This is a genomic window from Paenibacillus sp. Marseille-P2973 (genome assembly GCF_018101095.1).
GTDB lineage: Bacteria > Bacillota > Bacilli > Paenibacillales > Paenibacillaceae > Fontibacillus > Fontibacillus vini.
Genome location: NZ_JAGQEH010000003.1, coordinates 100,236 through 124,767 on the forward strand (window position 1 = coordinate 100,236; position 24,532 = coordinate 124,767).

25 protein-coding genes and 1 other RNA gene are annotated in these 24,532 nt (G+C 49.7%); 15 read left to right on the forward strand and 11 right to left on the reverse strand.

Annotation, left to right across the window (positions count from 1 at the left end):
• Positions 1 to 2 precede the first annotated feature (2 nt).
• Positions 3 to 974, forward strand: a complete 972-nt coding sequence (gene pfkA, locus KB559_RS07275; RefSeq protein ID WP_211021076.1) for a 6-phosphofructokinase — start codon at positions 3 to 5, stop codon at positions 972 to 974.
• Between the two features lie 285 nt (positions 975 to 1,259).
• Here pfkA and KB559_RS07280 read toward each other — a convergent pair whose 3' ends face one another.
• The 4 genes from KB559_RS07280 to KB559_RS07295 all read right to left on the reverse strand — a co-directional run bounded on the left by KB559_RS07280 (position 1,260) and on the right by KB559_RS07295 (position 5,363).
• A complete protein-coding gene (locus tag KB559_RS07280; protein WP_211021077.1) occupies positions 1,260 to 2,621 on the reverse strand; it encodes an MATE family efflux transporter in 1,362 nt (453 codons plus the stop codon).
• Between the two features lie 121 nt (positions 2,622 to 2,742).
• Entirely contained in the window at positions 2,743 to 3,927 is a 1,185-nt protein-coding gene (locus KB559_RS07285) for a putative glycoside hydrolase (protein WP_211021078.1), read from the reverse strand.
• A gap of 241 nt (positions 3,928 to 4,168) precedes the next feature.
• Complete coding sequence (locus KB559_RS07290) at positions 4,169 to 4,369, reverse strand: hypothetical protein (protein WP_211021079.1); 201 nt, start codon at positions 4,367 to 4,369, stop codon at positions 4,169 to 4,171.
• A 172-nt stretch (positions 4,370 to 4,541) separates the two neighbouring features.
• Entirely contained in the window at positions 4,542 to 5,363 is an 822-nt protein-coding gene (locus KB559_RS07295) for a YitT family protein (protein ID WP_211021080.1), read from the reverse strand.
• Between the two features lie 268 nt (positions 5,364 to 5,631).
• Here KB559_RS07295 and cshA point away from each other — a divergent pair, with 268 nt between their 5' ends.
• Positions 5,632 to 7,209 carry a degradosome RNA helicase CshA gene (gene cshA / locus KB559_RS07300; protein WP_211021081.1) on the forward strand — a complete coding sequence of 526 codons (1,578 nt, stop codon included), beginning with the start codon at positions 5,632 to 5,634 and terminating at the stop codon, positions 7,207 to 7,209.
• 74 nt (positions 7,210 to 7,283) lie between these two features.
• Here cshA and KB559_RS07305 read toward each other — a convergent pair whose 3' ends face one another.
• Positions 7,284 to 7,388 carry a sporulation protein YjcZ gene (locus KB559_RS07305; RefSeq protein WP_211021082.1) on the reverse strand — a complete coding sequence of 35 codons (105 nt, stop codon included), beginning with the start codon at positions 7,386 to 7,388 and terminating at the stop codon, positions 7,284 to 7,286.
• 179 nt (positions 7,389 to 7,567) lie between these two features.
• On the opposite strand from KB559_RS07305, the gene KB559_RS07310 reads away from it, so the two are divergent.
• The 3 genes from KB559_RS07310 (at position 7,568) to KB559_RS07320 (ending at position 9,409) form a co-directional block, all read left to right on the forward strand.
• Positions 7,568 to 8,368, forward strand: coding sequence for a YesL family protein (locus KB559_RS07310; protein ID WP_211021083.1), 801 nt, complete (start codon positions 7,568 to 7,570; stop codon positions 8,366 to 8,368).
• A gap of 79 nt (positions 8,369 to 8,447) precedes the next feature.
• Positions 8,448 to 8,638: non-coding RNA, 6S RNA (ssrS, locus tag KB559_RS07315), on the forward strand.
• Between the two features lie 378 nt (positions 8,639 to 9,016).
• Positions 9,017 to 9,409 carry a DUF1499 domain-containing protein gene (locus KB559_RS07320; RefSeq protein WP_211021084.1) on the forward strand — a complete coding sequence of 131 codons (393 nt, stop codon included), beginning with the start codon at positions 9,017 to 9,019 and terminating at the stop codon, positions 9,407 to 9,409.
• 92 nt (positions 9,410 to 9,501) lie between these two features.
• Here the strand turns inward: KB559_RS07320 and tpx are convergent, their stop codons facing one another.
• Positions 9,502 to 10,023, reverse strand: coding sequence for a thiol peroxidase (gene tpx, locus KB559_RS07325; protein ID WP_211021085.1), 522 nt, complete (start codon positions 10,021 to 10,023; stop codon positions 9,502 to 9,504).
• Positions 10,024 to 10,132: 109 nt separating this feature from the next.
• On the opposite strand from tpx, the gene KB559_RS07330 reads away from it, so the two are divergent.
• On the forward strand, positions 10,133 to 10,747 hold the full coding sequence (locus tag KB559_RS07330) for a rhomboid family intramembrane serine protease (protein ID WP_211021086.1): 615 nt from the start codon (positions 10,133 to 10,135) through the stop codon (positions 10,745 to 10,747).
• Positions 10,748 to 10,860: 113 nt separating this feature from the next.
• Positions 10,861 to 11,772 carry a glutamate biosynthesis transcriptional regulator GltC gene (gene gltC / locus KB559_RS07335; protein ID WP_211021087.1) on the forward strand — a complete coding sequence of 304 codons (912 nt, stop codon included), beginning with the start codon at positions 10,861 to 10,863 and terminating at the stop codon, positions 11,770 to 11,772.
• Positions 11,773 to 11,864: 92 nt separating this feature from the next.
• Here gltC and KB559_RS07340 read toward each other — a convergent pair whose 3' ends face one another.
• A complete protein-coding gene (locus KB559_RS07340; RefSeq protein ID WP_211021088.1) occupies positions 11,865 to 12,545 on the reverse strand; it encodes a zinc metallopeptidase in 681 nt (226 codons plus the stop codon).
• A gap of 44 nt (positions 12,546 to 12,589) precedes the next feature.
• Positions 12,590 to 13,021, reverse strand: coding sequence for a MerR family transcriptional regulator (locus tag KB559_RS07345; protein ID WP_211021089.1), 432 nt, complete (start codon positions 13,019 to 13,021; stop codon positions 12,590 to 12,592).
• A gap of 327 nt (positions 13,022 to 13,348) precedes the next feature.
• Here KB559_RS07345 and KB559_RS07350 point away from each other — a divergent pair, with 327 nt between their 5' ends.
• The 3 genes from KB559_RS07350 to KB559_RS07360 are packed head-to-tail and all read left to right on the forward strand — an operon-like array spanning position 13,349 to position 16,669.
• Positions 13,349 to 14,800 (forward strand): ammonium transporter, encoded by a 1,452-nt coding sequence (locus KB559_RS07350; RefSeq protein WP_211021090.1) that lies wholly within the window; start codon positions 13,349 to 13,351, stop codon positions 14,798 to 14,800.
• Between the two features lie 46 nt (positions 14,801 to 14,846).
• Entirely contained in the window at positions 14,847 to 15,938 is a 1,092-nt protein-coding gene (locus tag KB559_RS07355; RefSeq protein ID WP_211021091.1) for a DUF294 nucleotidyltransferase-like domain-containing protein, read from the forward strand.
• The gene (locus KB559_RS07360) at positions 15,935 to 16,669 is read left to right on the forward strand and encodes an exonuclease domain-containing protein (protein ID WP_211021495.1); all 735 of its coding nucleotides are present in this window, start codon (positions 15,935 to 15,937) and stop codon (positions 16,667 to 16,669) included. The genes KB559_RS07355 and KB559_RS07360 overlap by 4 nt, the downstream gene beginning before the upstream one ends.
• On the opposite strand, the gene KB559_RS07365 is transcribed toward KB559_RS07360, so the two are convergent.
• Positions 16,656 to 17,153, reverse strand: a complete 498-nt coding sequence (locus tag KB559_RS07365) for a M67 family metallopeptidase (RefSeq protein ID WP_211021092.1) — start codon at positions 17,151 to 17,153, stop codon at positions 16,656 to 16,658. The genes KB559_RS07360 and KB559_RS07365 overlap by 14 nt on opposite strands.
• Positions 17,154 to 17,269: 116 nt before the next feature.
• On the opposite strand from KB559_RS07365, the gene KB559_RS07370 reads away from it, so the two are divergent.
• On the forward strand, positions 17,270 to 17,860 hold the full coding sequence (locus KB559_RS07370; RefSeq protein WP_211021093.1) for a TlpA family protein disulfide reductase: 591 nt from the start codon (positions 17,270 to 17,272) through the stop codon (positions 17,858 to 17,860).
• Between the two features lie 66 nt (positions 17,861 to 17,926).
• Here the strand turns inward: KB559_RS07370 and cimA are convergent, their stop codons facing one another.
• On the reverse strand, positions 17,927 to 19,546 hold the full coding sequence (gene cimA / locus KB559_RS07375; RefSeq protein WP_211021094.1) for a citramalate synthase: 1,620 nt from the start codon (positions 19,544 to 19,546) through the stop codon (positions 17,927 to 17,929).
• Between the two features lie 218 nt (positions 19,547 to 19,764).
• On the opposite strand from cimA, the gene KB559_RS07380 reads away from it, so the two are divergent.
• The 3 genes from KB559_RS07380 (at position 19,765) to KB559_RS07390 (ending at position 23,098) form a co-directional block, all read left to right on the forward strand.
• Positions 19,765 to 21,084: a DNA polymerase IV gene (locus KB559_RS07380; protein ID WP_211021496.1), complete on the forward strand. Its 1,320-nt coding sequence runs from the start codon at positions 19,765 to 19,767 to the stop codon at positions 21,082 to 21,084.
• Positions 21,085 to 21,199: 115 nt separating this feature from the next.
• Positions 21,200 to 21,442 carry a ferredoxin gene (locus KB559_RS07385; RefSeq protein WP_211021095.1) on the forward strand — a complete coding sequence of 81 codons (243 nt, stop codon included), beginning with the start codon at positions 21,200 to 21,202 and terminating at the stop codon, positions 21,440 to 21,442.
• A 183-nt stretch (positions 21,443 to 21,625) separates the two neighbouring features.
• On the forward strand, positions 21,626 to 23,098 hold the full coding sequence (locus tag KB559_RS07390; protein ID WP_247681684.1) for a L,D-transpeptidase family protein: 1,473 nt from the start codon (positions 21,626 to 21,628) through the stop codon (positions 23,096 to 23,098).
• Here the strand turns inward: KB559_RS07390 and KB559_RS07395 are convergent.
• Entirely contained in the window at positions 23,095 to 23,232 is a 138-nt protein-coding gene (locus tag KB559_RS07395) for a hypothetical protein (protein WP_211021096.1), read from the reverse strand. The genes KB559_RS07390 and KB559_RS07395 overlap by 4 nt on opposite strands.
• 183 nt (positions 23,233 to 23,415) lie before the next feature.
• On the opposite strand from KB559_RS07395, the gene KB559_RS07400 reads away from it, so the two are divergent.
• Positions 23,416 to 24,510, forward strand: coding sequence for a quinone-dependent dihydroorotate dehydrogenase (locus tag KB559_RS07400; protein WP_211021097.1), 1,095 nt, complete (start codon positions 23,416 to 23,418; stop codon positions 24,508 to 24,510).
• The last annotated feature ends 22 nt before the right edge of the window (positions 24,511 to 24,532 follow it).

Consider the following 24,532-nt stretch of genomic DNA (forward strand, 5'->3'; position numbering starts at 1 on the left):
TCATGTCAGCAGTTAAAAAAATCGCAGTTCTTACCAGTGGGGGAGATTCTCAAGGCATGAACGCGGCGGTACGTGCCGTCGTGCGCAGCGGATTGTACTACGGACTGGAAGTATTCGGGATTCAGCGCGGATATCAAGGATTGCTTAATAACGATATTTTCTCTATGGATATTCGAAGCGTAGGCGATATTATCCAACGCGGAGGCACGATCCTTCAATCGGCTCGCTGCCTGGAATTCAAAACGCCGGAAGGCCAGCAAAAAGGCGCGCAAATTTTGCGTGACCGCGGTATCGACGGATTGGTAGTTATGGGCGGCGACGGTTCTTACCAGGGCGCAGAGAAGCTGAGCAAACTCGGAATCAAAACGATGGGACTGCCGGGTACGATCGATAATGATATTTCGTTCACGGACTATACTATTGGATTCGATACGGCTGTAGGCATCGTAGTGGATGCAGTCAATAAATTGCGCGATACGATGTCATCCCATGAACGCGCGTCCGTTGTTGAAGTTATGGGTCGTCATTCGGGGGATATCGCTCTCCATGCGGGCCTTGCTGCCGGAGCGGAAACGATTCTGGTACCGGAAGTGCCGTTCGATTTGAACGAGGTAGCGGATCGGATGAGACAAAACTTCGATAACGGCAAAAGACACAGTATCGTTATCGTAGCCGAAGGTGTAGGCAAGGGCGAAGAAGTCGTACAAGCCATCAAGGAGCGCCAACCTTCCCTGGAGCCGCGCGCAACCGTGCTTGGACATATTCAACGCGGAGGATCGCCGACGCCGTTTGACCGTAACTTGGCGAGCCGCTTGGGAGACTTTGCCGTACGGAGTCTGATCGCGGGCGAATCGAACAAAGCCTGCGGCATGATCGGCGGAGAAATGATTCTGACCGATATCGAGAAGGTCGTAGCCACCAAGAAAGAGTTCGATATGGACTTGTATGAGCTGGCATCGCGTTTGTCCCAATAAGAAAGTACGCGAAGAACTTGAATTAATTTAACTGGATTTACTACAGTTAAATTACTCATGTTTCGAAATCTTGGACCAATTAGATGTAAATACTACAGTTATTTCAACTGAATTGGTCCCTTTAGCCGTAAAAACGTGGAAATAGCTGTAGGTTATACAGTTAATTGCACGCCAAGGCTCACAAACGCTGAATTACATGTAGGTTTTACAGCTTATTCTTTAGATGTACAAGTAAAAGGGCTGTTCCCGTCGTCATAATTAAGATGACGCGGGAACAGCCCTTTTTTATGATGGTTCATGAGATCGGGAGAACTTCTTCTGTATCACGAACAACCGCCGCAGAAGCAGGATAGCGGCCACGCCAAGTCCGGTAATTAGTCCTATCCAGTATCCGTACGGTCCCTGGTTCGTGAAATTCGCAAGGACGTAACCGAGAGGCAGCCCGATGATCCAATAAGCCAGCAACGAGATCCAGAAGCCGGGATTGACGTCTTTGTAACCCCGGAGCACGCCCTGGATCGGGGTGGCGATCGCATCGGAAATTTGAAAAAAGATGGCATAGACAAGGAAATGCGTAATCAGCACAATGACCTCTTCTTCGTTGGAATACAGGCCGGCCACCCCTCTGCGGAACAGCATGAGTATAACGGCGGTAAACAAGGAGAGGGCCACGGCGGTGCTGATGCCCAGAATACCGTACTGTCTGGCATCCTTTTGTCGTCCCGCGCCGACTTCATACCCGACGAGAATCGTTAGAGCCAGGCAGATACTTAACGGAATCATGTACAGTGTGGAAGCAAAATTGTTTGCGGCCTGATGCGCAGCGATTGTCAGTGTGTCGAACCGGCTCATCAGCAAAGTTACGGCAGCGAACACCGCGGTCTCAAAAAAGATGGCGAACCCGATCGGAACGCCGATCTTCATCAATTCCTTCCACTTCGCAAACGAAACCCGGTGGAATTTACGGAAAATGCCGTAGCCGGCAAACGGTTCCGATTTATGTGCGATCCATAACGCTATCAGGAAGATACACCAATAGGTGAAAGCTGTAGCGATGCCCGATCCGATACCACCCAGCCGGGGAAATCCGAGCCGTCCAAAGATCAGGATATACCCGGCGCCTACGTTCAGTGGAAGGGAGGCGAGCGTAATGAGCATGGAAACTCGGGTCTGGCCGAGCGAATCGATAAAGGAGCGGATTACGATATACCCGAATAGAGGGAGGACGCCCGTAGATATCGATACGAGAAAATAAAAAGCGATATGATGGACTTTCGGTTCTAGCTGCATACTTCCCAGCAGCGGAGAGATGGCAAGTCCGCCGATGAGAAGGACTGCGGCACTGACGGCGATTGCCAGCCAAAGCGCTTGCATCACATGATATCCGACTTTGTTCTGTTGTCCGCCGCCGACAAGCTGGGAGACAATGGGCGTAATCCCCATTAAAATTCCGCTAAGCCCGGTTTGCACCGGAATCCAGATGCTGGACCCGATCGCAGCCCCGGCAAGATCGGCGGGACTGGCATGGCCGGACATCATCGTATCAAAAAAGGTCATCAATGACATAGTAACTTGTGTAACCAGGATAGGAATCAGGATTTTGAGAAATTGAATGTACTTTTGCTTCAAATTGTGTGTTTCTTTCATGTCGAGAACTCCATTTCATCGTCTAAGACCCGGGCGGATTGCCCGGGTCTTCTAGAACATTCATCAATTATAGGGTTGAGGAATAATGCCGGATATGTCTTAGATAATCGTTTATGATAGCTTAATAATCTACGCCTTCCGTATAGCGGTTGGACGCATTCCACAGCAGATATTCATCGATCTTCATTTCGCTAAGGGCCCGAATTTGTTCTTCGACCTCATGCTTGCCATATTTCGTATAATGGCCTTTTCCGAGCCAGCTCGCCGTAAAATCCTGAATCCAAGGCCGGATAATGGGCTTCTCTTCTCCCAGCGGGTCGAGTTTCTTCTGCGTATCGATAATAGCTCCCTTGATCGTCTGGTAAGGAGCTTTGTCAGGATCTTTGGCATTGAACCATCCGGTTGTATAGTGGCTCGGATAAATCATTGGACAGATGATATCGACCTGGTTAGAAATCTTCACAAAATCCTGACCGATGCCTTCCGCCGCCGGAACCGAAGCTGCATACCCGAAAATATCGACCGATACCTTGATACCCAGCGGCTTAAGCTGTTCGCGGGCGTATTCTACGAAAGCGGCGACGGCGTCAATCCGGCTGAGCTCGTTCTTTGTATACTTCAGTGAATCGGCTCGTTTCTCGAAGCCTTCCGGAAAACGGACATAGTCGAATTGAATTTCTTTAAAGCCATGCTTGGCTGCTTCTTTGGCGACCTCTATATTATAGTCCCAAACTTCTTTGCTATACGGATTGACGAAACTGTCGCCTTTTCCGTTGCTCCATACGGTACCATCACTGTTTCTGAACGAGAGTTCCGGGTTCTTCTTGGCGAGAATCGTATCTTTAAATACAACTATGCGCGCGATTGGATAAATTTCATGCTTTTCCAGACGAGCCATCAATCCGTCGAGGTCCCGAATGAAAGGCTGCGGCTTGCCTAACTTTTGCAGCTCAGGGTTATCCGTTTTGTAAGTGATATAGCCTGCGTCATCCTTAATGTCGATGACCATGGAATTTAATTCGGTGTTGTCGACGAGGTCAATCAGGGTGTTAAGCCGTGATCCGCCGGCGCTGTAGGCCGTGACGTATATTCCTTTGACTTTTGGAGCTTCGGCCTGCTGAACAGGGATCACCATTTCGGATGGAGATAGAGGATCGTCTCTTCTTCCCTCTGCGAGATTTGTTTTAAAAGTTTGATAGGTTGATTGCATAATGGTGGGCATTTTGCCGGTGTCAGCCTGGTCAACCGGCGTTCCTCCGGAGCCCGTACCCAAGGCCAGAAGTAAAAGTGTCCATAGGATGTTCATAAAAATTCCTCTCCCTTGATTGCATTTCGATTTGATTATATCCGATGGTCCGTTTGCAGAAAGAACATCATTGTTACCATTAAATCGTTCGCGATACTTTTGTTTCTTTAAACCTAATGACCTTATCTTAAACTATTAATTTTGAGAGGAAAGGTGCAATACTCATAGTTTATGTATGAGAACAAGAAGGCCGCTTCTTCCGCTTATGCAGAAGAAACGGCCTTGGTGGTAAAGTGCTTATTTAATGAAGGAAACCCGTGCTTTGATGCTCGCAGATGCTGAACTGGATAATTTCCATCGCATCTTCCGGTTCCAGGATGGTCAGACCATCACGAAGGACAATCATGGAGTTCAGTTCCCTTTGATTGAAAAAAGGCAACATATCCGGAAACCACTTCATGACGATTTGCTCCAGTTTTACCGTTTCCATTTCCACATCCATCACCCTTTCCTACAAGAATCATTCGTTCCGGAATCATTCCTACTTCGGAAAAGCAGTACAGCCTGTGAAATAAAGGTAAAGCTGATGACTATATTCAGTTGTTGAAGGAACCGCTTGATATGATTATACCACAATCCGATGCAAATGGAACGCCGAACGCGTGCCCACAGGCTTATCTTCTCCGGAAAGAGCCCATAACGCCGACCGTTTCGACGATATTTACGAATGCCGCCGGATCGGTCGATTTAATGATTTCTTTGAGCTCGGTGAGCTCATAGCGGGTGGTGACGGTCATAAGCATGTCCTTCTCCTTATGGGAGAAAGCCCCTTGTGTCTTTATCAAGGTTACCCCGCGGGGACGGCAGAGGAGCCGCTCGAGCAACTCGTCCGTTCGGTCGGTAATAATGAACAGGGTCACTTTGAGATGGTTGATGTGGATGAAATCAAGTATTTTACCGGCCAGATAGATGGACACCATCGATGCAAGGGCCAGATTCCAGTTTCCTTCCAAGTATCCCATAGCCAAAATAACGAGTCCGTTCATCCCGACGAGAATATTGCCGATCGGAAAGTCGCGGTAGCGGGTCACAATCGATCCGATGATATCAAAGCCGCCGGAAGAACCGCCTACGCGAAACGAAAATCCGCTGCCCATGCCAACGAGCACTCCGCCGAATACGGCGGATAACAACGTATCCGAAGCGAGCGGCTTCTCCGGAATGAGGGCCATGAAACACGTTACGCCGATTACGGAAAGGATACTGAGTCCGACAAACCGCTTACCGAGCAAAAACCAGCCGGCAATCAGAATCGGGGCATTATAAACCAAGTACATCGTTTTGATGCTGAGCGGAGAGAAGTAGCCGGTGAGCATGGCCAGCCCCGATACACCGCCGCTGAGCAGATGATGCGGAACGAGGAACAAGTTGAATCCGGAAGCGATCAACGCGGCTCCGATCAAGATGGCGATGCAGTTCCTTATTTCCTTAAACACAAAATTTCACCTCGCGTTGAATATGGAAGTATCCCAACCTGCTTGCTGGTATTCTCAAACTGTTTTGTGCTATAATGTTTGAGATATTCTTGAGTAGGGATCCATTTCCAATTTTAAACGGTCGTTTAACCGTCAAGAAGTTTTCTCGCGTTCCAATCCCTTATGTAACTTTTATGGGGAGATTGGATAGTCTATAAACGTTTGAATGCTACTTAAGAATACAGTCAAGCTTGTGGAATGTCCACTATATAGAAGGAGTATGAACAATTTGAACACATTTGCAGATTTCGGCTTAGAGCCTAAAGTGTTACAAGCAATTACGGAGCTCGGTTTCGAAGAAGCGACACCGATCCAATCCAAATCCATTCCGATTGCCCTCACCGGGCGCGACCTGATCGGACAAGCACAAACCGGTACAGGTAAAACGGCGGCATTCGGTCTTCCGCTGATCAACAGAATTCCTAAAGAAGAAGAGCGTATCGTGGCGCTGATTATGACGCCGACACGCGAGCTGGCCATTCAGGTGGCTGAAGAAATCGGTAAACTGGCCCGTTTTAAAGGCACGCGTTCCCTTCCTATTTATGGCGGTCAAGATATCGTCCGTCAGATTCGCGCTTTGAAGAAGAAGCCCCAAATTATTATCGGTACTCCGGGCCGTCTGCTTGACCACATCAACCGGAAAACGATTAAACTCGACGATGTCCAGACCGTAGTGCTTGATGAAGCCGATGAAATGCTGGATATGGGCTTCATGGACGATATTCAGTCCATTTTGAAGCTGGTTCCGGAAGAGCGCCAGACAATGCTATTCTCCGCTACCATGCCTGCAAATATCCAAAAGCTGGCCCAACAGTTCTTGAAAAACCCTGAGCATGTCTCCGTTATTCCTAAACAAGTCAGCGCTCCGCTGATTGATCAAGCTTATATTGAAGTGCATGAACGTCAAAAATTCGACGCTCTGACCCGTTTGCTGGATATGGAATCCCCTGAACTGGCTATCGTTTTCGGACGTACGAAGCGCCGGGTAGACGAATTGTCGGAAGCCCTGCAAAAACGCGGATATTCCGCCGACGGGCTGCATGGTGATTTGTCGCAGAACCAGCGCGACAACGTAATGCGGAAATTCCGCGACGGCAGCATCGATGTGCTCGTGGCAACGGATGTAGCCGCACGCGGTCTCGACGTATCCGGCGTTTCTCATGTCGTCAATTTCGACCTGCCGCAGGATCCTGAGAGCTATGTTCACCGGATAGGCAGAACCGGACGCGCAGGTAAAGAAGGCGCAGCATGGTCTTTCGTAACGCCGCGTGAAATTGACCACCTGCACTTTATCGAGCGAATCACCCGTCATAAAATTGCCCGCAAACCGTTGCCGAGCATCGCGGAAGCGATTGAAGGCAAGCAACGGATTACCGCGGAACGTATTCTTGAGCTGGTAGAAGCCGGCGAATTGAACGAATACAAAGGTATCGCCATTCAGCTCCTTGAGCAATATGATTCGGTGAACCTGCTGTCTGCAGCCTTCAAGCTGATTACCGGCGAGAAGAACGACAAGGCGAACATTGAGCTTACTCCAGAAGAACCGATTCGCGTAAAACGCCGGAATCCGGATATCCGCTCCAGCGGACGGAAACCGTCTGGCTACGGCAATCGCAGCGGCGGCAGCGGTTATCGCGGTAATAACCGCGATGGCGGAAGTCGCGGCGGATACGGCAGCGGCAAAGGCGGTTACAGCAAGGACGGAGGACGCGATTCTTACCGTTCTTCCGATCGCAAGCCTCGCCCTTCGAACCAAAGCGGAGACCGCAGACCGGTTAAACGCGACGACAGCTCGTTCGACAAATAAGACCGGGTTTATGAAATAAATCATTGGCAAAGAAGACGAAGCGGGGCTTCGTCTTCTTTGCTTTTTATTTTCAATTAATACAGAATCGTCCGGCTGACGATGACAAGCAGAATAAACAAGACCAAAATCGTACCCGTGGATGTCCACAAACCTCCATATCCTCCACCAACTTGGGACATGAGATTACCTCCTTTGAAATTGTGGATGATTGAATTTACTTAATATAGTATGGCGAAGAGGGCGGACCAGACTAGACGCTGACCTATATCAGACAAAATAGGCGCTGGATAGTGATGAAGCAATCGTGCTATAGTAATACTTATAGACAAACTTATCATTTGCGGAGGGAGATCTTTACTTGGAATCTAAAGGTTTAATGGGCGGATTTTATAAAATTACGGAATGGATTATGAGAATATCGGGAAGTAACCTGCTGTGGTTGGTATGTTCCCTGCCTTTCTTGTTTTTCACGTTTGTGGCGTTCTTTACGCCAGGTGCGGATGCCGATTTTACACGACTTAATTTGTGGATTATGGCGATTTTGGCACCGTTTACATTTTTTCCTGCCACGTCGGCTCTGTTTTCGGTAGTACGGAAATGGGTGATGGGGGAAGCGGATGTAAGTATCATCAAGACGTATTTCAAAGGATACAAAGAGAATTATAAGCAAAGCATGCTAGGCGGTATTTTCTATACTTTGCTCACCGTTATTATGGTTGTCGATTATGAAATGTACATGAAACAGTTTAACAACCTGCAATTTATCGGGATTGTTATCCTGGTTTTCCTGGTACTGCTGCTTGTTTCTTTGTTCCACTTTTTCTCTATGGTGGCTCACTATTATTTAAAGGTGACCCAACTGATCAAAAACGCGATTTTATTGACGATCCTCAAACCGTTCAGAATGTTGTCGACGGTGATTTGTACGGGGGTTTTGGTCTTTCTGACCATAAGATTCCCATGGCTGATCTTTTTCGGATTAGCGAGTCTTACCGCGCTTGTCGCTTTCTTTAACTTCTATGCTGCATATAATAAGGTTCAGGAGAAAGTGGAGAAAATGCGTGCAGCCGAAGATTCGGGCAATGAAGGCAGCACCGATGCGGATGACGACGAATCGCCGCTTGAACTTCCTTCCGGCGGAGAAAAGGAAAAAGATTAAGTGTAACCGGATTGAAAATTGGATGGAATTTCCTTGCTCGTCAAGTTTACATTCAGCTTACAAAGTTCTATAATAGGTTTACGTCCTGCGATGTACGTTTCGGTTCTATGTTGTTTTGAACCAATGACAAAGTCTCGGGAGACTTACATTGCGTCATAGCTGAAAGGCCCTATCCATGTTGATGAGGGGACTTCTAATATGTCGCTGCGGTCACCCACCTGCTAATGCAGGTTCGAGACAATGTAACCGGACGGCATAGGCGGGTCTCTTTTATTAAAAATGCGGCACTTTGAAGACTTTGGGATTATCCGGTCTTTGAAGTGCTTTTTTGTGCATAAGTGAGTGATCTCTTCCCTTTTGTTTGTTACTGAACAATGATAAACTATAGTTATATAGGTTGTTCAAAAAATCATCTTTCCAAGACGAAGCAGATCATGATGAGGATTCGACGTCGAATCTTGAATTCAGCCGGGCCTTCCGTTGCTCACGTACCTCATGTACGCTCCGCTACTCAGTCCCTATCTTCATCCAACCTTCTTGGTCCTGAAAACCTGACTTTTTGAACACGAATTTATAGAGAAAGTTTATAAAAACCATTATGAAATCGCATTCTTGGTTGTGTCAGTAGGATAAAGGAGGAAGAACAGGTTGTCATTAAAAAGAACATTAACCGGCATATTCCGCAGTCAGGAAGGAACGAGCGACCGCGCCAAAGTGCCCGAATTGAAAACAAGATATTACCAATTATCGAAAGATAAGATTTGGGAGGAAGTATCCTCGACTTTAAAGAAAGTTCCCGGTTATAAAGTGTTGCACGAAGTCCCGTCCGTTGGAGAGATTACGTTGGAAAAACGCAGCGGCTTCGGGCGGACGATGGATATCACGGTTTCGATCGTTTCCACCGGACCAATGCGCAGTGCGGTCGATATTTATTCGGCTACGCGCGGAAGTTTCGGCGACTTGGGGGCCAACTACCGCAACATTATCCACTTGTTCACCATGCTCGATAAGAAGCTGTCATCGTACAAGGTTAAGTCTTAGGAACGGTTGTATGAGAAAAGCGAGCAGGGAGGGGTTCCCTCCTTACTCGCTTTTCGTTTATCGCAATTATTTATATTACTTGTTCGAGGTGATTAAGACAGCAATTCTTTTACGACGGCTACCGGCTTTTCGTAATCCGGATGCTCGGACATTTCCTTCAGCACTTCGACATAACGGATTTTGTTGTCTTGATCGACAACGAAAACAGCACGTTGGTCAAGCGCGAATTCTTTGATGAGCACGCCGTAAGACTTCCCGAAGGAATTGTCTTTATAATCGGACAAAGTGACAACACGGTCTACGCCTGCAGCACCGCACCAACGGGCTTGTGCGAAAGGAAGATCGGCGCTGACGGTCAAGATCACTACGTTATCGCCTAGGTCTGCGGCTTCTTGGTTGAAGCGGCGAGTTTGCGCGTCGCATACGCCTGTATCCAGGGAGGGCACGACACTGATCAGCTTGATTTTGCCCGCGAAATCCTGCAGGGTAACTTCTTCGAGCAGGTTCTTATTCAACCGGAAATCCGGCGCGGTGTCGCCTACTTTGAGTTCCGGACCCACCAAGGTAATGGGGTTGCCTTTGAATGTTGCCACGCTTGCGCGTTCTTGTGTCATTTGATTCTCCTCCTAAACATGAGATAATGGGATATTCAGTCTTCATTATAGACGTTTTAAAAAGTGATTGTCCAACTTTAGGAAATCCTGCACGAAAAGGAATGGTACGATGATATTTATCCGCTATGAAAATTGGAAAAGTTATCTCCGTTATTACCCGGTGACCGTACTGATTTTGGTCGCCAACCTGGTTATGTTCTTGCTCGTTATGTTTAACGGAGGTTCGGATAATCCCTATACCCAGCTAAAATACGGGGCGCTCACCAATGTCGAGCCCTATGCAAGCGAATATTGGAGACTTCTGGGATCGATGTTTTTGCATCATGACTTTGGCCACCTGTTCTCCAACAGCTTCGCCATACTTGTATTCGCTCCGCCTCTGGAGCGGTTGCTAGGCCATTGGCGTTATGCGCTCCTATACATCGGCAGCGGCCTTGTCGGTAATCTCATCAGTCTTGAGGTTTATCAGCGCTCAATGGACATCCACCTCTCCGTAGGGGCTTCAGGAGCCGTGTATGGGGTGTACGGCGCATTTTTGTACATCGCACTGCTTCAGCGTCAGCTTATGGACGAAAGCTCGCGAAAAACGTTGTACAGCTTGCTGATCATCGGTGTCGTTTTCTCCGTTATTGTGCCGCAGGTGAACTGGATGGCTCATTTTGGAGGTCTGATCGGAGGCTTCTTCCTGTACGGAATCATCATTAGAGTATTAAAACGGCGTTGAACCCGGAAGGGGTCCATGGTACATTAGAAATGGAAATGGAATGTAAGCCCTTTTATAAATCTCAGCCCTAGTTCGGATTTTATCAGCAGATGCGAAATGGAGCGATCAGATTCGTGGAATTAAGACAATTGCAATATTTTTTGAAAGTGGCAAGGAAAGAGCACGTCACTCAAGCGGCTGAAGAGCTGCATGTGGCCCAATCGGCGGTAAGCCGGCAAATTCACCAACTAGAGCAAGAGCTTGGTGTCAATCTGTTTATGCAAAAAGGAAGAAACCTGCAGCTGACTGCCGTCGGACAGCTGTTCTGCAGCCGGGTCGAGACCATCCTTAAGGATCTGGACCGTGCCGTAAATGAAGTCCATGAATTTCTGGATCCGGAACAGGGAGAGATCCGGCTCGGATTCCCCAACAGTCTTGGGATTCATATCATTCCAAGCGTGGTAGCGGAATTCCGGAAGCTGTATCCTAATGTCAAATTCCGCTTCAGACAAGGGACCTACCCGACATTGATTCGTGACGTCGTGTCTGGCGAGGTGGACTTGGCGTTCATCTCGCCATTTCCGGAGAATCATGATCAAGTAGTAGGAAACGTGGTGCTGACGGAGGATTTGGTCGCGATTATGCCGCCAAGCCACCCGCTGGCCGGAGAGCAAAGCATCAAATTGAATCAATTGAAGGACGATAAGTTTATTTTATTCAGCAAAGGTTATTCGCTTCGACCTATCGTATGGCAGGCTTGCTTGGAGGCCGGATTTACGCCTAAGATAGCTTTTGAGGGCGAAGAAACAGACACCATCCGGGGCTTGGTTGCCGCCGGGATGGGGGTAAGCCTGCTGCCGGAGATGGCCTTGTTCCAGAGCTTTTCCCTCCAGCCTAGCAGGGTCCGCATCTCGGATCCGAAGGTAACCCGAACGGTCGGACTGATTCACCGGGCGGATGAGAAGCTGCCGCTGGTCGCCCAGTCGTTTAGAGTGTTTCTTCTTGAATATTTTGGACTTCAAATCGATACTCCGCCGAGTCAATGAGACCGGCGGTTTTTTTTCGCGAAGATAGTAAACCGGGCTCAACGCCAAAAAAAAAGCTCCTCCCAGTTTAGCTGGGAGGAGCTTTTTGCACTTTAATCGCGGTTACCGACAAAAATGAGAACGTAACGGAGCAGTTCCAGCAAGGAAATCAGAGCAGCCGCTACGTAAGTCAGAGCCGCGGAATTAAGCACTTTGGCTACGCCGCGCTCTTCTTCGTGAGTGACAAAGCCTTGCTGAAGCATGATCTTGCGTGCACGGTTGCTGGCATTGAATTCGACAGGCAGCGTAACCAGTTGAAACAGGACGGCTGCCGAGAAGAAGATGATGCCCAGACCGACTAAATTGAAAAATCCGAACAAGAAACCGGCCAAGATCAGAAAAGGAGCTACCCCGGACGCAAAATTCACGAAGGGGAACATTCTGTGGCGCAGGACCAGCATCGGATACGCTTCTTTGTGCTGGATGGCGTGCCCGACTTCATGGCAGGCTACTGCAACGGCTGAGATCGAGTTTTCGTAATAAACCGGCTCCGATAAACGGACGACCCGTTTGATCGGATCGTAGTGGTCGGCTAGCGTGCCGCGTACGGGTTCGATCGGAACATCCCATAGACCGTGGGAATCGAGCATGCGTCTTGCTGCATCGTGGCCGGTCAATCCATACATATTCGGTACTTTCGCCCACTTCTTAAAGGTTCCGGAGACCCGGAATTGAGCCCATAACGACAATCCGAAAGCCAACAATATGGGGATGAGCATTAAGTTAGAGTACATGATGAATTCCTCCATAGTCAGATAAGTAAGTCAGGAAAATCGGTTTAACTGAATGGTACGTGATTCAATATAATCCGAAGCGCCTCGATACAGGCGAGGCTTTGCGGCATCAGGTTTGAAAATGCCCGGCGTGCCTGCCCCGGCTTCAGACTGGAAATCAGCGGCTCAAGTTCCTTAACTTCGCGTTCAAGCTGCTGCATATGGATTTCGAGTGAATTTAACTTCTCGGTCACATGCTCCTCGGGTGTGACTTTGTTCCATTGCTCCAGCTTTTCGCGAATTTCCTCGAGTGAGTATTTTTCCTGCTTCATCTGATTAATACGGTCCAAACGCAACAAGGTTTCAGAACTGTATAAACGGTAGTTTTTTTGTGTCCGTTTCTCAGCTGAGATCAGCCCAAGCTTGGTGTAGTAGTCGATGGTACGTTCGCTGACATCTGCGGCTTTCGCCAGTTCCCCAATCCGGTAAAGTTTCATTAACTCCAATAGGATCACCTCTCTCCAACGTTTTATCCTTTTTAGGAGCGATAAAGCATTCCGTCAAAATGCAATATCTTTGTATAAAATATGATAACTGAACAGCAACTATACAGTCAAACGTCACGCTTTATATTTATTAGTAACTTAAATAAATGCTTATAAATACATAACATATCATGTTAGTTTATTTACACTTTGTGTAAGGTAATTTGCACTTTATGGTATTTTACGAAAAAATGCATTGTAATTTCTGATTAATCGGTCTTATAATCACCTTAACATTTTATTTTGTGTTAGAAAATATGACATTAGGGAGTGGGTTTCATGAAAAAGAAATGGTTGTTCGGATTGTTTAGTGCTATCGCAGCGTTTGCATTTCCTGTATCTGCTTTTGCGGCTGAAGGAGAAATAACCGCGCCCGTGCTCGAAATCGGATTGAATTCCTTGTTTGTATTCGTAGCGGCTATGCTGGTGTTTTTTATGCAAGCTGGCTTTGCACTTTTGGAGGCGGGAACCGTTCGGATGAAAAATGCCGGGCATGTTGCCGGCAAGACGGTACTAACGCTGGGCATTTCCGTCATTGTCTGGTGGGCTGTCGGCTTCGGCTTTGCTTTCGGGGACGGAAACAGTTTCCTGGGAACCACGGGATTTTTGTTCGGCGGGGATCAAGCTATCGGGTCGTTTGGCGTATTCTCTGAAATTGGCGTTCCCTTAAATCTGATGTTTCTTTTCCAAATGGCCTTTGCGGCCGTATCCCTAGCGATTGCTTGCGGCGGTATGGCTGAACGTGCGAAGCTCAGTGTCTACATTATTTTCGGCGCACTGTTCCTTACGATTATTTATCCAATTGTTGCTCACTGGGTATGGGGCGGAGGTTGGCTTGGTTCGCTGGGCATGCAGGACTATGCCGGATCGACGGTTGTCCATCTTACCGGTGCTACGGCAGCGCTCGCAGCTACGATTCTGTTGAAACCCCGGCTTGGAAAATACAATAAGGACGGAAAACCGAACAGTATTCCGGGTCATAATCAAGTGCTGACGGTACTTGGGGTAATTATTCTTTGGATTGGGTGGTTTGGCTTTAACCCGGGTAGTGCTCTGACACCGCTTGGCGACGGATTCTTCGGTTACGTCCTGATGACAACAAACCTCGCGGCAGCAGCGGGGGCGGTAGCAGCTCTTCTTATTTCTTGGGCAGTCATGGGAAAATCCGATATTCCGAGTATGCTTAACGGCGTCCTGGCCGCACTTGTTGCGATTACCGGTTCTTGCGCTTTTGTTGAAGCCTGGGCCTCTATCGTGATCGGTGCGGTAGCCGGGGTACTGACCTTCTTTACGGCAAGATGGTTTGAACGCGCAGGGCTGGACGATCCGATCTATGCCTTCTCCGTACACGGCATTGCCGGGGTATGGGGAGCGATTTCCACTGGTTTGTTCGCTACTCCCGAGCTGGCCGACAAAACCGGAGTAGGTACGGCAGGATTGTTTTATGGCGGCGGCTTAGGACAATTGGGAGTACAGCTCCTGGGGGTTATCGGTACATTCGCATTTGTCCTCGCTATTTCGTTCCTTCTGCTTGGCGGCATGAAGTGGCTGATGGGTCTGCGAGTTACTGAGGAAGAAGAAATGATGGGTCTGGATATCAGTGAGCATGGAACTTATGGATATCCGGAGCAAATGAACATTCTAAATCAACCTGTGTCCGCAGTGCCTGGGACGGGTACGAAAACCGTAACCGACGGGCCGAGAATCGTGAAAAGCGATACGGCTTTGTAATGGGGATTCCCCTTTTGTTAAATAAGTGAAGAAAGGGAGTCGGCCCATGAGTTACGAAACGGCGGCAGATCATGTCAGCTTTCAAACGATCCGGTCGGCTTCCACTCCGGAATTGCTCCGGTCGGCGCGCTTGGAGGAGCAGTTAAGTCTTTTTGGCAGATTTTCATCTACTAAGATCGAAGAGTGGAACCGGAATGCGGGAGAACTTCAAGATGCCGTAATGTCACAGGCCGCAATTTTATGTCAGCGGCAGCTCATTGAGGAGGGCTTCGGCTCTCCTCCCGCCGCTTATGCGTTTGTTGCCTACGGCAGTGCAGGCAGAAATGAACAAACATTGTGGAGCGACCAGGACAATGGCTTGATTATTGGAAAAGGAGATGGACCGGAGGTAAAAGCCTATTTTGACCGCTTCGGAGTGCGGTTATCACAGTTGCTCGAACAAGCCGGATACCCGCCTTGCCCGGGCAATGTAATGACATCAAATCCTTTATGGAGAAAATCAACTGAGGATTGGATCAGGCAGCTTGAAAGCTGGAGAGAGCAGCTGGGCTGGGAGCAGGTCCGTTACCTGATGATCGCGGCCGATATGCGCCATATTTCCGGCGACTCGAAGCTCACGGGGGAATTGAGGCGGACGACGCATGAGATTTTCGAACAGGATTCCGGTCCTGAAGGGAATTTGGCGGCAGCCGTGCTGCGCAATACCATTCGCCACAAAGCCGCTCTCAATGTGCTGGGCCAGGTGATTACGGAGCAAACCGGCGATCACGCCGGGGATTTCGATGTAAAATACGGGCTCTACCTGCCGCTGGTGAATGCGGTTCGGTACTTGGCCGTAGAATACGGGATCAGCGCATCATCGACGCAGGAGCGGTTGGCCAGGCTGATTAAGCTGGAGGTTGCGCCTTACCGGTGGCTGGAGTCTTGTCAGAACGCATTTTATACCGCACTCAGGTTCAGATCGATGACTTCTTATCTGGAAGAAGACGGTACGCTCTCGGGAACCGGATATTTGCCCCAGTCGATGCTCAAGCAAAAAGAGATCCGACGCGAACTGCGTGAAGCGCTCGGTACGGTAAAGTTGATGTACCGAACCTTACAACGGCAGCAACGATACGCGGAAAGGAAATGGCTATGAAGGAACCGATGAAGGGGAATGGCGGGTTTTGGGATGTCTTGAAAGGCGGGGGATTGTCCCCGCGGATCGCGTCCATGCTCGGAGCGCCCAGTGCCCAACAGATTGCGTTTGTACGCTCGCTGACCAAGGGGCAGCGCCGTCCGGAGACGCTTCACGTTCCGTTAAGCCAGTTGAGGACAGCGGTATTTGATCTGGAGACGACCGGATTTCATTATCATTATGGGGACGAAATTTTGTCATTCGGAGCCGTTAAGGTCGATGGGGAGCAAAGCACGGGAGAATATTATTATTCGCTGTGCAAGCCGGCTTGTAATGTTCCGCAGCGCATTGTTGAACTGACGGGGATTACGCCCGAGATGGTCCAGGACGCGCCGCCCTTGCTTCAGGCTTTGCGGGAATTCATGGCGTTTGTCGATGATCGGGTGCTGATCGCCCATGGGAGCGCTCATGACAAAGCCTTCTTGGATGTGGCGCTCTGGAAAACTACGAAGGCGCATCTTGGCCACAGGGTATTGGACACGATGATGATCGCGCAAAAGCTGGAACCGGGGCGAAAGGTTTCTTCGCTAGATGAGTGGCTCCAAGCGTATGACATTCCGGTCACGCAGCGCCACCATGCGCTGGAGGATGCCAAAATGACCGCCGGATTGTGGAAGGCCATGATCGGGCGTCTGAAGGATCGAAACGTCATCACCTTGGGCGATCTTTACGGATTTCTCAGTAAGACATAATCAGATTCTCCAGAAAGTACGATCCGTTACTCCTTCTGGCAATCGAATAGGCGTTAAGGAGGAAGCCGTCCGGGATACCGGGCGGCATTTCGTCTTGAATCGCTCCGCCGTTCGCCGGGAATTTGCTTCCGATGAGATACAGCGAGAGCAGACCGCCAAAATGCTGAAGTCCTTCCATATCTGAAATGGAAGGGAGCGGAGGCGATGTCGGATGACTATGAAAAATTCCGATCAAACCGGAAGTGTAGCAGCAGCGAACCCATTCGGCCGGGTCAAATGTGAAAGTGTGTCGTGGATTCTCCGCCATATTCGTAAGAGGCATATAACTGTCGACCGTAATCACTTCCGGGGAGAGACGGCCAAATAACGCTCCGCAGGCCTCGTCGGGATCGCGGTCAAGACCGTCCTTTGCCAGAAGAACCCGGATTGATTCAGGAAGTTCCAATATGCGATTACGGGGCTCAACATCTTTGAAATCATGCATCGGACAATCTCCTTTATTCAATCAATTGTAACTATTCGCGAAATCGGGGTACAATAGTTAGGTAACTGCAAATGACAGCAGTATATATACCACGATAACATAAAGGAAGTTGTAAAATGAACCGGAATAGATGGATTTTGGCCGCACTGCTCGTATTGCTGATTGCGGCAGTATACGATAATTACGGCAATGAACTAAAGACGCTGTTGGGATTTGAGAACAAATCGGCCCCCACTGCCGGGGAAGAGCAATCCGTCAGTGCGCTGGTCGCTAAAAATGCTCCGAAGCCGGGAACGAAGGCCCCGAAGTTTTCGCTGGTCGGGCTGGACGGACAAACCTATGAGGTGGGAGGGAAGCGGGACAAACCGCTCCTGGTCAATTTTTGGGCTTCCTGGTGCGACCCCTGCAAGGAAGAAGCTCCGGACTTGGTTAAGATGGCCGATAAATACAGGGATCAGCTTGATGTGTATGCGGTCAATGTCACGTTCTATGACAAGCTGGAGGATGCCAAGGGGTTTGTTGAAAATTACGGGTACAAGTTCCCGGTCCTGCTGGATGAGAAGGAAGAACTGTACCGGAAATATAACGGCATCGCTTTTCCAACCAATGTGTTGATCGACGCGGACGGAACCATCCGGGATGTCATCGTCGGCACGCTTTCTCCGGAGGAGCTGGAAGCAAAAATAAAAAAGCTGCTGAATGTTTAGCGGAGTAGACGCGGATAAAAAAAACGTCAGGGATAAAGGCGAGGGCCTTCCCTGACGTTTTTGTTATTAATGATTTACTAAACCCCGCGTTGACGATTGGATTTCTGTATAATCCTCGCGCTTCGTCTGTCCGATCAGGGCATAACGAAGGCTGTCGACGAGCGCTTCCCAGCTGGCTTCAATCACATTGCCTGAGACGCCCACCGTGCTCCACGAGTTTTCGAAATTTCTGGATTCAATAAGTACGCGGACCTTGGAAGCCGTAGCATCCTTGTCATCCAGTACGCGAACTTTATAATCCGACAAATGTATTTCCTGCAAGCCGGGGTAATAAGTAATAAGCGCTTTGCGAAGCGCATTATCAAGCGCGTTGACCGGGCCGTTTCCTTCGGCGGCCGTATAGATGCTTGCCCCGTCGATTTTCAGCTTGACGAAGGCTTCGGAAATAACCGGTCTTCCCGCAGACTTCTCCACCAGCATTTTAAAAGATTCAAAGACAAACAATTCCTTGAGGTCGCCGTTCGCTTCCCGGAGCAGAAGTTCCAGCGAAGCGTCCGCACCTTCGAATTGGTATCCCTGATGCTCGAGGTCTTTGATTTTTGAAATGACGGCACGGGTACTCTCGTTCTCTGGATCGAACGGAATGCCCATTTCCTGAGCTTTGGACAAAATATTGCTCTGTCCGGCGAGCTCCGAGACAAGAACCCGCTGGCGGTTTCCGACGATTTCGGGAACGATATGCTCGTACGTACGGGAGTCGCGCAGGATCGCGGATACATGGATGCCGCCTTTGTGAGCAAATGCAGCGGTCCCGACATACGGTTGATTAATCGGCATGTACACATTGGCAATCTCGCTGACATAGCGGGCCGTGTTGGTCAACTGCTTAAGCTGTTCGGGTTCAAGCACTTCATAACCCATTTTAAGCTGGAGATTGGGGATAATAGAGCATAGGTTGGCGTTCCCGCAGCGTTCGCCGTAGCCGTTCATTGTCCCCTGAATTTGCTCCGCACCCGCACGCACGGCGCTAATGGCGTTGGCCACCGCGAGCTCGCAGTCGTTGTGGGTGTGGATGCCAAGACGGGAAGTGGTAACCTGGCCGGCAAGGACGCTGACGATATCATGGACTTCATGCGGCATAGTCCCGCCATTGGTATCGCACATCGTCAGCCAATCGGCCCCGGCCTCTTCCGCTTTGCGCATCACCGCAAGCGCATACTCGGGATTGTTCTTGTAGCCGTCGAAAAAGTGCTCGGCATCAAAGATGACTTCCATGCCCTGACGTTTCAAATACGCAATGGAATCGTAAATCATCGCCAGGTTCTCTTCCAGTGTTGTCTGGAGAGCCGTGTAGACGTGGAAGTCCCAGGATTTGCCGACCAGTGTCGTCGCTTGGACGCCGGCTTCGAGCATACGCTTCAAATTGGCGTCATGTTCAGCCACGCTGTCCTTTCGGCGGGTGCTTCCGAAGGCCGTAATCTTGGCGGACAGGTTAAGTTCCTGAACGCGCTTGAAAAATTCGATATCTTTGCTGTTGCTTCCCGGGATGCCGCCTTCGATATAATGGACACCCAGCTGATCCAGCTTCTTGGCTATCTTCAACTTATCGTCGGCAGACAGGCTGATGCCTTCGCCTTGGGTACCGTCACGCAATGTTGTGTCGAAGATGGATAAAGCCTTTGACATGTTGGATGTCTCCCCCTTTTGGATGTCCTCAAATAGAAGCTCCGATTTGGTATAATTTCTTATTATAACATCTGTCTATAAAATGTAACACGGTTTTTAGTGGATGTTCAATAATCGGAGCGGTGGTATGATGGACGGGTTAAATCGAGCGGGTTATGCGGGATATTGTCCAGGCCTTGTTGACCGGCATTTGGAATAAAGAGTATGCTGGAAGAACAATGTTAAAAGAGGGGACGGTCTTGAAAGTGCCTGGCAATATCGATGAATACTATCCCGCCCGCGGCCGGGTTGTGCTGCATGTCGATATGAACGCATTTTACTGCTCCGTACATGAAGCTGAGGAGCCCGAGAAATACCGGAATCGGCCGACAGCGGTAGCGGGCAGCGTGGAGCTGCGCAAGGGCGTAATCGTAACATGCTCGTATACAGCCCGTAAACGTGGCATATCCACGGGCATGACGGTAAGCCAAGGGTTGAAGAAATGTCCCGACCTGATAGTGATCCAGCCGAATTTCCATTTGTACCGGAGATACTCCAGAGCGTTCATGGATATTGCTTACGGGTATACACCCTTGCTGCAAGCCGTTTCGATCGATGAATGCTATTTGGATATTACCGGGTCTAAGCAGTTCGGTACTCCGTTGGATATCGCGCAAGAAATTCAATCCAGAATTGCCCATGAGCTTGGGCTTCCCTGCTCCATCGGGATCGCTCCCAATAAGCTCCTTGCCAAAATGGCCTCCGATATGAAGAAGCCGAACGGGATTACGGTTTTACGAATCCGAGACGTCCCCGCCCTATTATGGGATAAACCCTGCAATGAGCTGTTCGGTATCGGGAGCAAAACGGCGGAGAAGCTCAAACGGATGAGGATCTTTACGATCGGCCAGCTTGCGGCAGCCGACGAACGTCAGCTTGTCGAGAGATTTGGCGTAACCGGCCACTGGATGAAGCAGGCGGCCCATGGACTCGATGATTCCCCTGTGATGGAAGACCGCGAGAAGAACAAATCGATCGGCCATACGACGACCCTGCCGCAGGATATCCGAAATTTGGACGAGATCCAGCGGGTATTTCTCAATTTGGCGGATCAGGTAACCCGCCGGCTGCGGCGGCAGAAGATGATGGCGCAAACGGTTCAAATTACGATCCGTACGCCGGATATGAAGACGATCACGCGCTCGCAAACTCTGGAAACGGTCATTGACCGGGCAGAGGAGGTATACCGTGAAGCCTGCAAGCTGTACCAGCGGCATTGGAACGGGGAGAAGCCGGTTCGCTTGCTTGGAATTACGCTGCAAAACCTGGTGATGAAAGAGGAATCCGCTCTGCAGCTTGATCTGTTTGATTATGAGGAGCAGCCCCGAAAAGAATCGTTGACGAAAACCATGGATTTGTTGCGGGATAAATTTGGCGAGAATGCGGTTTTGACCGCGGGAATGCTGACGAACGATCCTTCCGCGCTAATCCGGAACCATAAAATTCGCGGGACGTCGCTCCAGACTGACTTCTTGCGGAAGCCGCAGGACGAATCCTGATTTTCGATTGGTATAATACGGAATTTGAATTGAAATTGCTTTCACTTTATATTATATTGAACTTGGTGACAAACTAAGAACCGGACTTGTACCGTTTATTCAGGAGGCAGAAGAGATGGCTAAATATACTTGGGTTGAAAAAGATACTTGCATCGCTTGCGGCGCATGCGGCGCTACGGCACCCGACATCTACGATTACGACGATGAGGGTCTGGCCGAAGTCATTTACAACAGTGACGCTAACCGAGGCGTAACCGAAATTCCAGACGATTTGTTTGATGATCTGCAGGATGCTTGCGATGGATGCCCGACCGACTCCATCAAGATTGCGGACACTCCTTTCAATAAAGAAGGCTAATTCTCGTCGGCAAATCAAGTTTCCCAAGAAGGCCCCCGCGTTTAAAGCGGGGGCCTTCTTTTTATGATGCTGGCTTTTTAGGTCCTAAGTCGTGATTTTCACTCCGCTGGCTTCATAACTTTGCAACGGCCATTTCTTTGCCGATATAGTTAATAGTGATATTAGGAGATTATAATTTTGTCCATGTGGAGGATGACGATGAGCCATTCGGGTTATCTCAAGAAATACGTGGAGAATCACCCTAAGAATAAAATGGCCTGGTATCTGCTGGGAAAGGAATACGAAGCGACCGGCCAAGAAGGCAAAGCGCATTATTGTTACATACAGGCGGGAAGTGTTTACGAGGCCTTTGAATCCAGCAAGCTACCGGCCGACCTTTGGAAGGAATACCAGGAGAACCTGCTGCGAGAATCCAGACGTAAGGAAAAACATATTCAGTTGCTGAGAAAAACCGGGCTGGCCTTCGTGCTGCTCTTATTAATCTGGTTGCCGTCCGCGTATGCTCCGGGACATATCATGTCAGCGGGAGGTGCCGGAGATAAACAAGAGGAAGAAGCCGAACCTTTGAGCCAGGATTCCGTCACGCCTTCGAGTAGTAAACCGGCCGGGCAATCACAATTGGACAAGCCTCCGGCGAAGCTCGCTTATACGGCGGAAACTTATTTCGGCGAAGCCGGGGATAAGCACAAGGCATTGGGAAATGTATTTGAGGACGGGAAGGCTGAGGAGGCCCTTGAGACCGCGGTGCTTGGAATGAAACGGTCCGGAAAGTGGGCGGTATGGTCCGAAGACATGCCTGTCGTTTACGGGTTGACCCAAAGCCCGGCAAGCGGCATGTTGGAAGTTCAATCCTACGACGCTAAAACCTGCGATTGCGAGCCGCCGGATGTATCCAGGCTCCAGAAGGACGCCGCGGCATGGATCACCCGCCAGGAGTCATTGGCGGTTCTTGCTTCGGCCATACAGCAGTTCAAGCAATCGGAAGGCAAATGGCCTGAAAACCTGAAGGGGTTGACGGGAACTTTTCCGAATAACTGGATTGCAGGCAGCGACCCAATCATGCAGGAAGCGTTCGAGCCGATGCTGGGAATGCTTAAGAAGCAGAGTGTGAACGGGGATAAGGATGTAAGTACTGCCGGCGGTGGTCAAGAGGGAGAAGCTGCGGGAAAACCGCTGAACGGGTATTGGAGTTCGGGGGAAGAACCTTTCTTCACGAAACCGCTGGAGGCAATTGTGGACTCGAAGACCCACACTTTGGCGGTTGTAAGCGGAAATATTATCATTAGAAGTTATAAGGTTGGTCTCGGGGGAGACAAGACGCCGCAAGGAAGTTTCCGAATTTCGGATAAAGTCGTGAATCCGAACGGCCGGGATGACGGCGAATTCGGGAGTCGCGGCATGCAGCTTTCGGACACGAATTATGCGATTCATGGGACGAATGAGCCGGATAGCATTGGCAAGGATCAGTCCCTGGGCTGTGTCCGGATGTCGAAGAAGGATGTGGAGGAACTGTTTGATCTGCTTCCAAGGGGTTCGAAAGTAACGATTGGAAAGGGGATTCTTCCGAAGCTGGAATTGGTTCCCGAGGAGCGTTTTGCCCTTAGTGACCGCCAGGATCAGACCAATCCCCATCGTACATACCACTGGCTGGATTAAAGCTGCGCGATCACGATGACGGCGGCAACTACGATAATCAGAGCGGCGATGACCGAGCTTGTCCAGATGAGCGCCTTTTTGTTGACTTCATCCTTCTTCTGTTGCAGTGTTGGAGGTTTGCGTTTCGTTGACATCGGTTAATCCCCTTCCTTAAATTACAGAAGTATATTCTTCATTGTAATGGCTTTCATAACAAATTTCCATATTCATGTTTCCGCATTTTCGGCAGAGATAAACTTTTCTTTTGCGCCGGAAACCGCTAAACTGGATATGGAGTTTTTTTGTGAGGACAGAAATGATCGGAGTGAAATGAAACAGTGTTGTATCGCCATTTGGGTAAACCTATATTTTTTAAATTGGATCCGGAAAAAGCCCATCATCTTGTGATCGGCGGTCTACATACAGCGGCTAAAGTCCCGGGCATGGTTCCGCTGATGCGCGGCATGTACGGAACCTCAAAGGCGCCGGAATTGTCAACGGAATTGTTCGGCGTTCCTTTTCCTTCACCTGTAGGACTTGCGGCAGGGCTTGATAAAAATGCCGATGCGGTGGAAGGCTTCTCCGCAATCGGATTCGGTTTTATGGAAGTGGGGACGGTTACGCCCAAAGCCCAGCCGGGCAACGAGCAGCCACGGTTGTTCCGGCTTCCTCCGGAAGAGGCTTTAATCAACCGCATGGGCTTCAACAACCGCGGGGCGGAAGGGATGGCGGAGCGGCTGGCAGCACTAAAATCCAGACCGATTCCGGTTGCGGTCAATATTGGGAAGAATAAGATCACCCCGAATGAAGACGCGCATCTGGACTATAAGCATTGTATCTCCGTGTTATATCCTTACGCCGACTTTTTTGTAGTGAACATCAGTTCACCGAATACCCCGGACTTGCGTAATCTGCAGCATGGGAACGAGTTGTCGGTTCTTCTGGAAGCGGTAAAGGAAGAAATGGCGGTCCAGGCCAAGCGTCATGGAAAGAGTAAGGCCGTGCTCGTAAAAATCGCTCCCGATGTAAGCGATGACGAGTTGGAATTTATGGTCGCTACGATCCAAAATAGCGGGGTATCCGGCTTGATCGCGACGAACACGACGGTTTCCCGGGAGGGCTTGACCCACGCGAACGCAAAGGAAACCGGAGGCCTCAGCGGGAAGCCGCTGCGCGATAGATCGACCGACATCATTTCACGGGTTTACCGCCAGACCGGGGGCAAGCTGCCGATTATTGGATCGGGCGGCATATTTACCGCGGCCGACGCGTACGAGAAGATTCGTGCCGGCGCCAGTCTGGTGGAAATATATACAGCTTTGATTTATGAAGGACCTGAAATTAACCGCAAACTGCATCGCGGGCTGCGGGAACTGCTGAGACGGGACGGCTTCGCCCATATATCCGAAGCGGTCGGGGCCGACCATCGCTAACAGCAGAGAAGACAGGAGGCAC

Bases quoted from the DNA above. Each gene is read 5' to 3' on its own strand.
- pfkA (WP_211021076.1), top strand. From the start codon at position 3: ATGTCAGCAGTTAAAAAAATCGCAGTTCTTACCAGTGGGGGAGATTCT.
- KB559_RS07280 (WP_211021077.1), bottom strand. From the start codon at position 2,621: ATGAAAGAAACACACAATTTGAAGCAAAAGTACATTCAATTTCTCAAA.
- KB559_RS07285 (WP_211021078.1), bottom strand. From the start codon at position 3,927: ATGAACATCCTATGGACACTTTTACTTCTGGCCTTGGGTACGGGCTCC.
- KB559_RS07290 (WP_211021079.1), bottom strand. From the start codon at position 4,369: ATGGATGTGGAAATGGAAACGGTAAAACTGGAGCAAATCGTCATGAAG.
- KB559_RS07305 (WP_211021082.1), bottom strand. From the start codon at position 7,388: ATGTCCCAAGTTGGTGGAGGATATGGAGGTTTGTGGACATCCACGGGT.
- tpx (WP_211021085.1), bottom strand. From the start codon at position 10,023: ATGACACAAGAACGCGCAAGCGTGGCAACATTCAAAGGCAACCCCATT.
- KB559_RS07330 (WP_211021086.1), top strand. From the start codon at position 10,133: ATGATATTTATCCGCTATGAAAATTGGAAAAGTTATCTCCGTTATTAC.
- KB559_RS07340 (WP_211021088.1), bottom strand. From the start codon at position 12,545: ATGTACTCTAACTTAATGCTCATCCCCATATTGTTGGCTTTCGGATTG.
- KB559_RS07345 (WP_211021089.1), bottom strand. From the start codon at position 13,021: ATGAAACTTTACCGGATTGGGGAACTGGCGAAAGCCGCAGATGTCAGC.
- KB559_RS07350 (WP_211021090.1), top strand. From the start codon at position 13,349: ATGAAAAAGAAATGGTTGTTCGGATTGTTTAGTGCTATCGCAGCGTTT.
- KB559_RS07355 (WP_211021091.1), top strand. From the start codon at position 14,847: ATGAGTTACGAAACGGCGGCAGATCATGTCAGCTTTCAAACGATCCGG.
- KB559_RS07360 (WP_211021495.1), top strand. From the start codon at position 15,935: ATGAAGGAACCGATGAAGGGGAATGGCGGGTTTTGGGATGTCTTGAAA.
- KB559_RS07365 (WP_211021092.1), bottom strand. From the start codon at position 17,153: ATGCATGATTTCAAAGATGTTGAGCCCCGTAATCGCATATTGGAACTT.
- KB559_RS07370 (WP_211021093.1), top strand. From the start codon at position 17,270: ATGAACCGGAATAGATGGATTTTGGCCGCACTGCTCGTATTGCTGATT.
- cimA (WP_211021094.1), bottom strand. From the start codon at position 19,546: ATGTCAAAGGCTTTATCCATCTTCGACACAACATTGCGTGACGGTACC.
- KB559_RS07380 (WP_211021496.1), top strand. From the start codon at position 19,765: ATGTTAAAAGAGGGGACGGTCTTGAAAGTGCCTGGCAATATCGATGAA.
- KB559_RS07385 (WP_211021095.1), top strand. From the start codon at position 21,200: ATGGCTAAATATACTTGGGTTGAAAAAGATACTTGCATCGCTTGCGGC.
- KB559_RS07390 (WP_247681684.1), top strand. From the start codon at position 21,626: ATGTGGAGGATGACGATGAGCCATTCGGGTTATCTCAAGAAATACGTG.
- KB559_RS07395 (WP_211021096.1), bottom strand. From the start codon at position 23,232: ATGTCAACGAAACGCAAACCTCCAACACTGCAACAGAAGAAGGATGAA.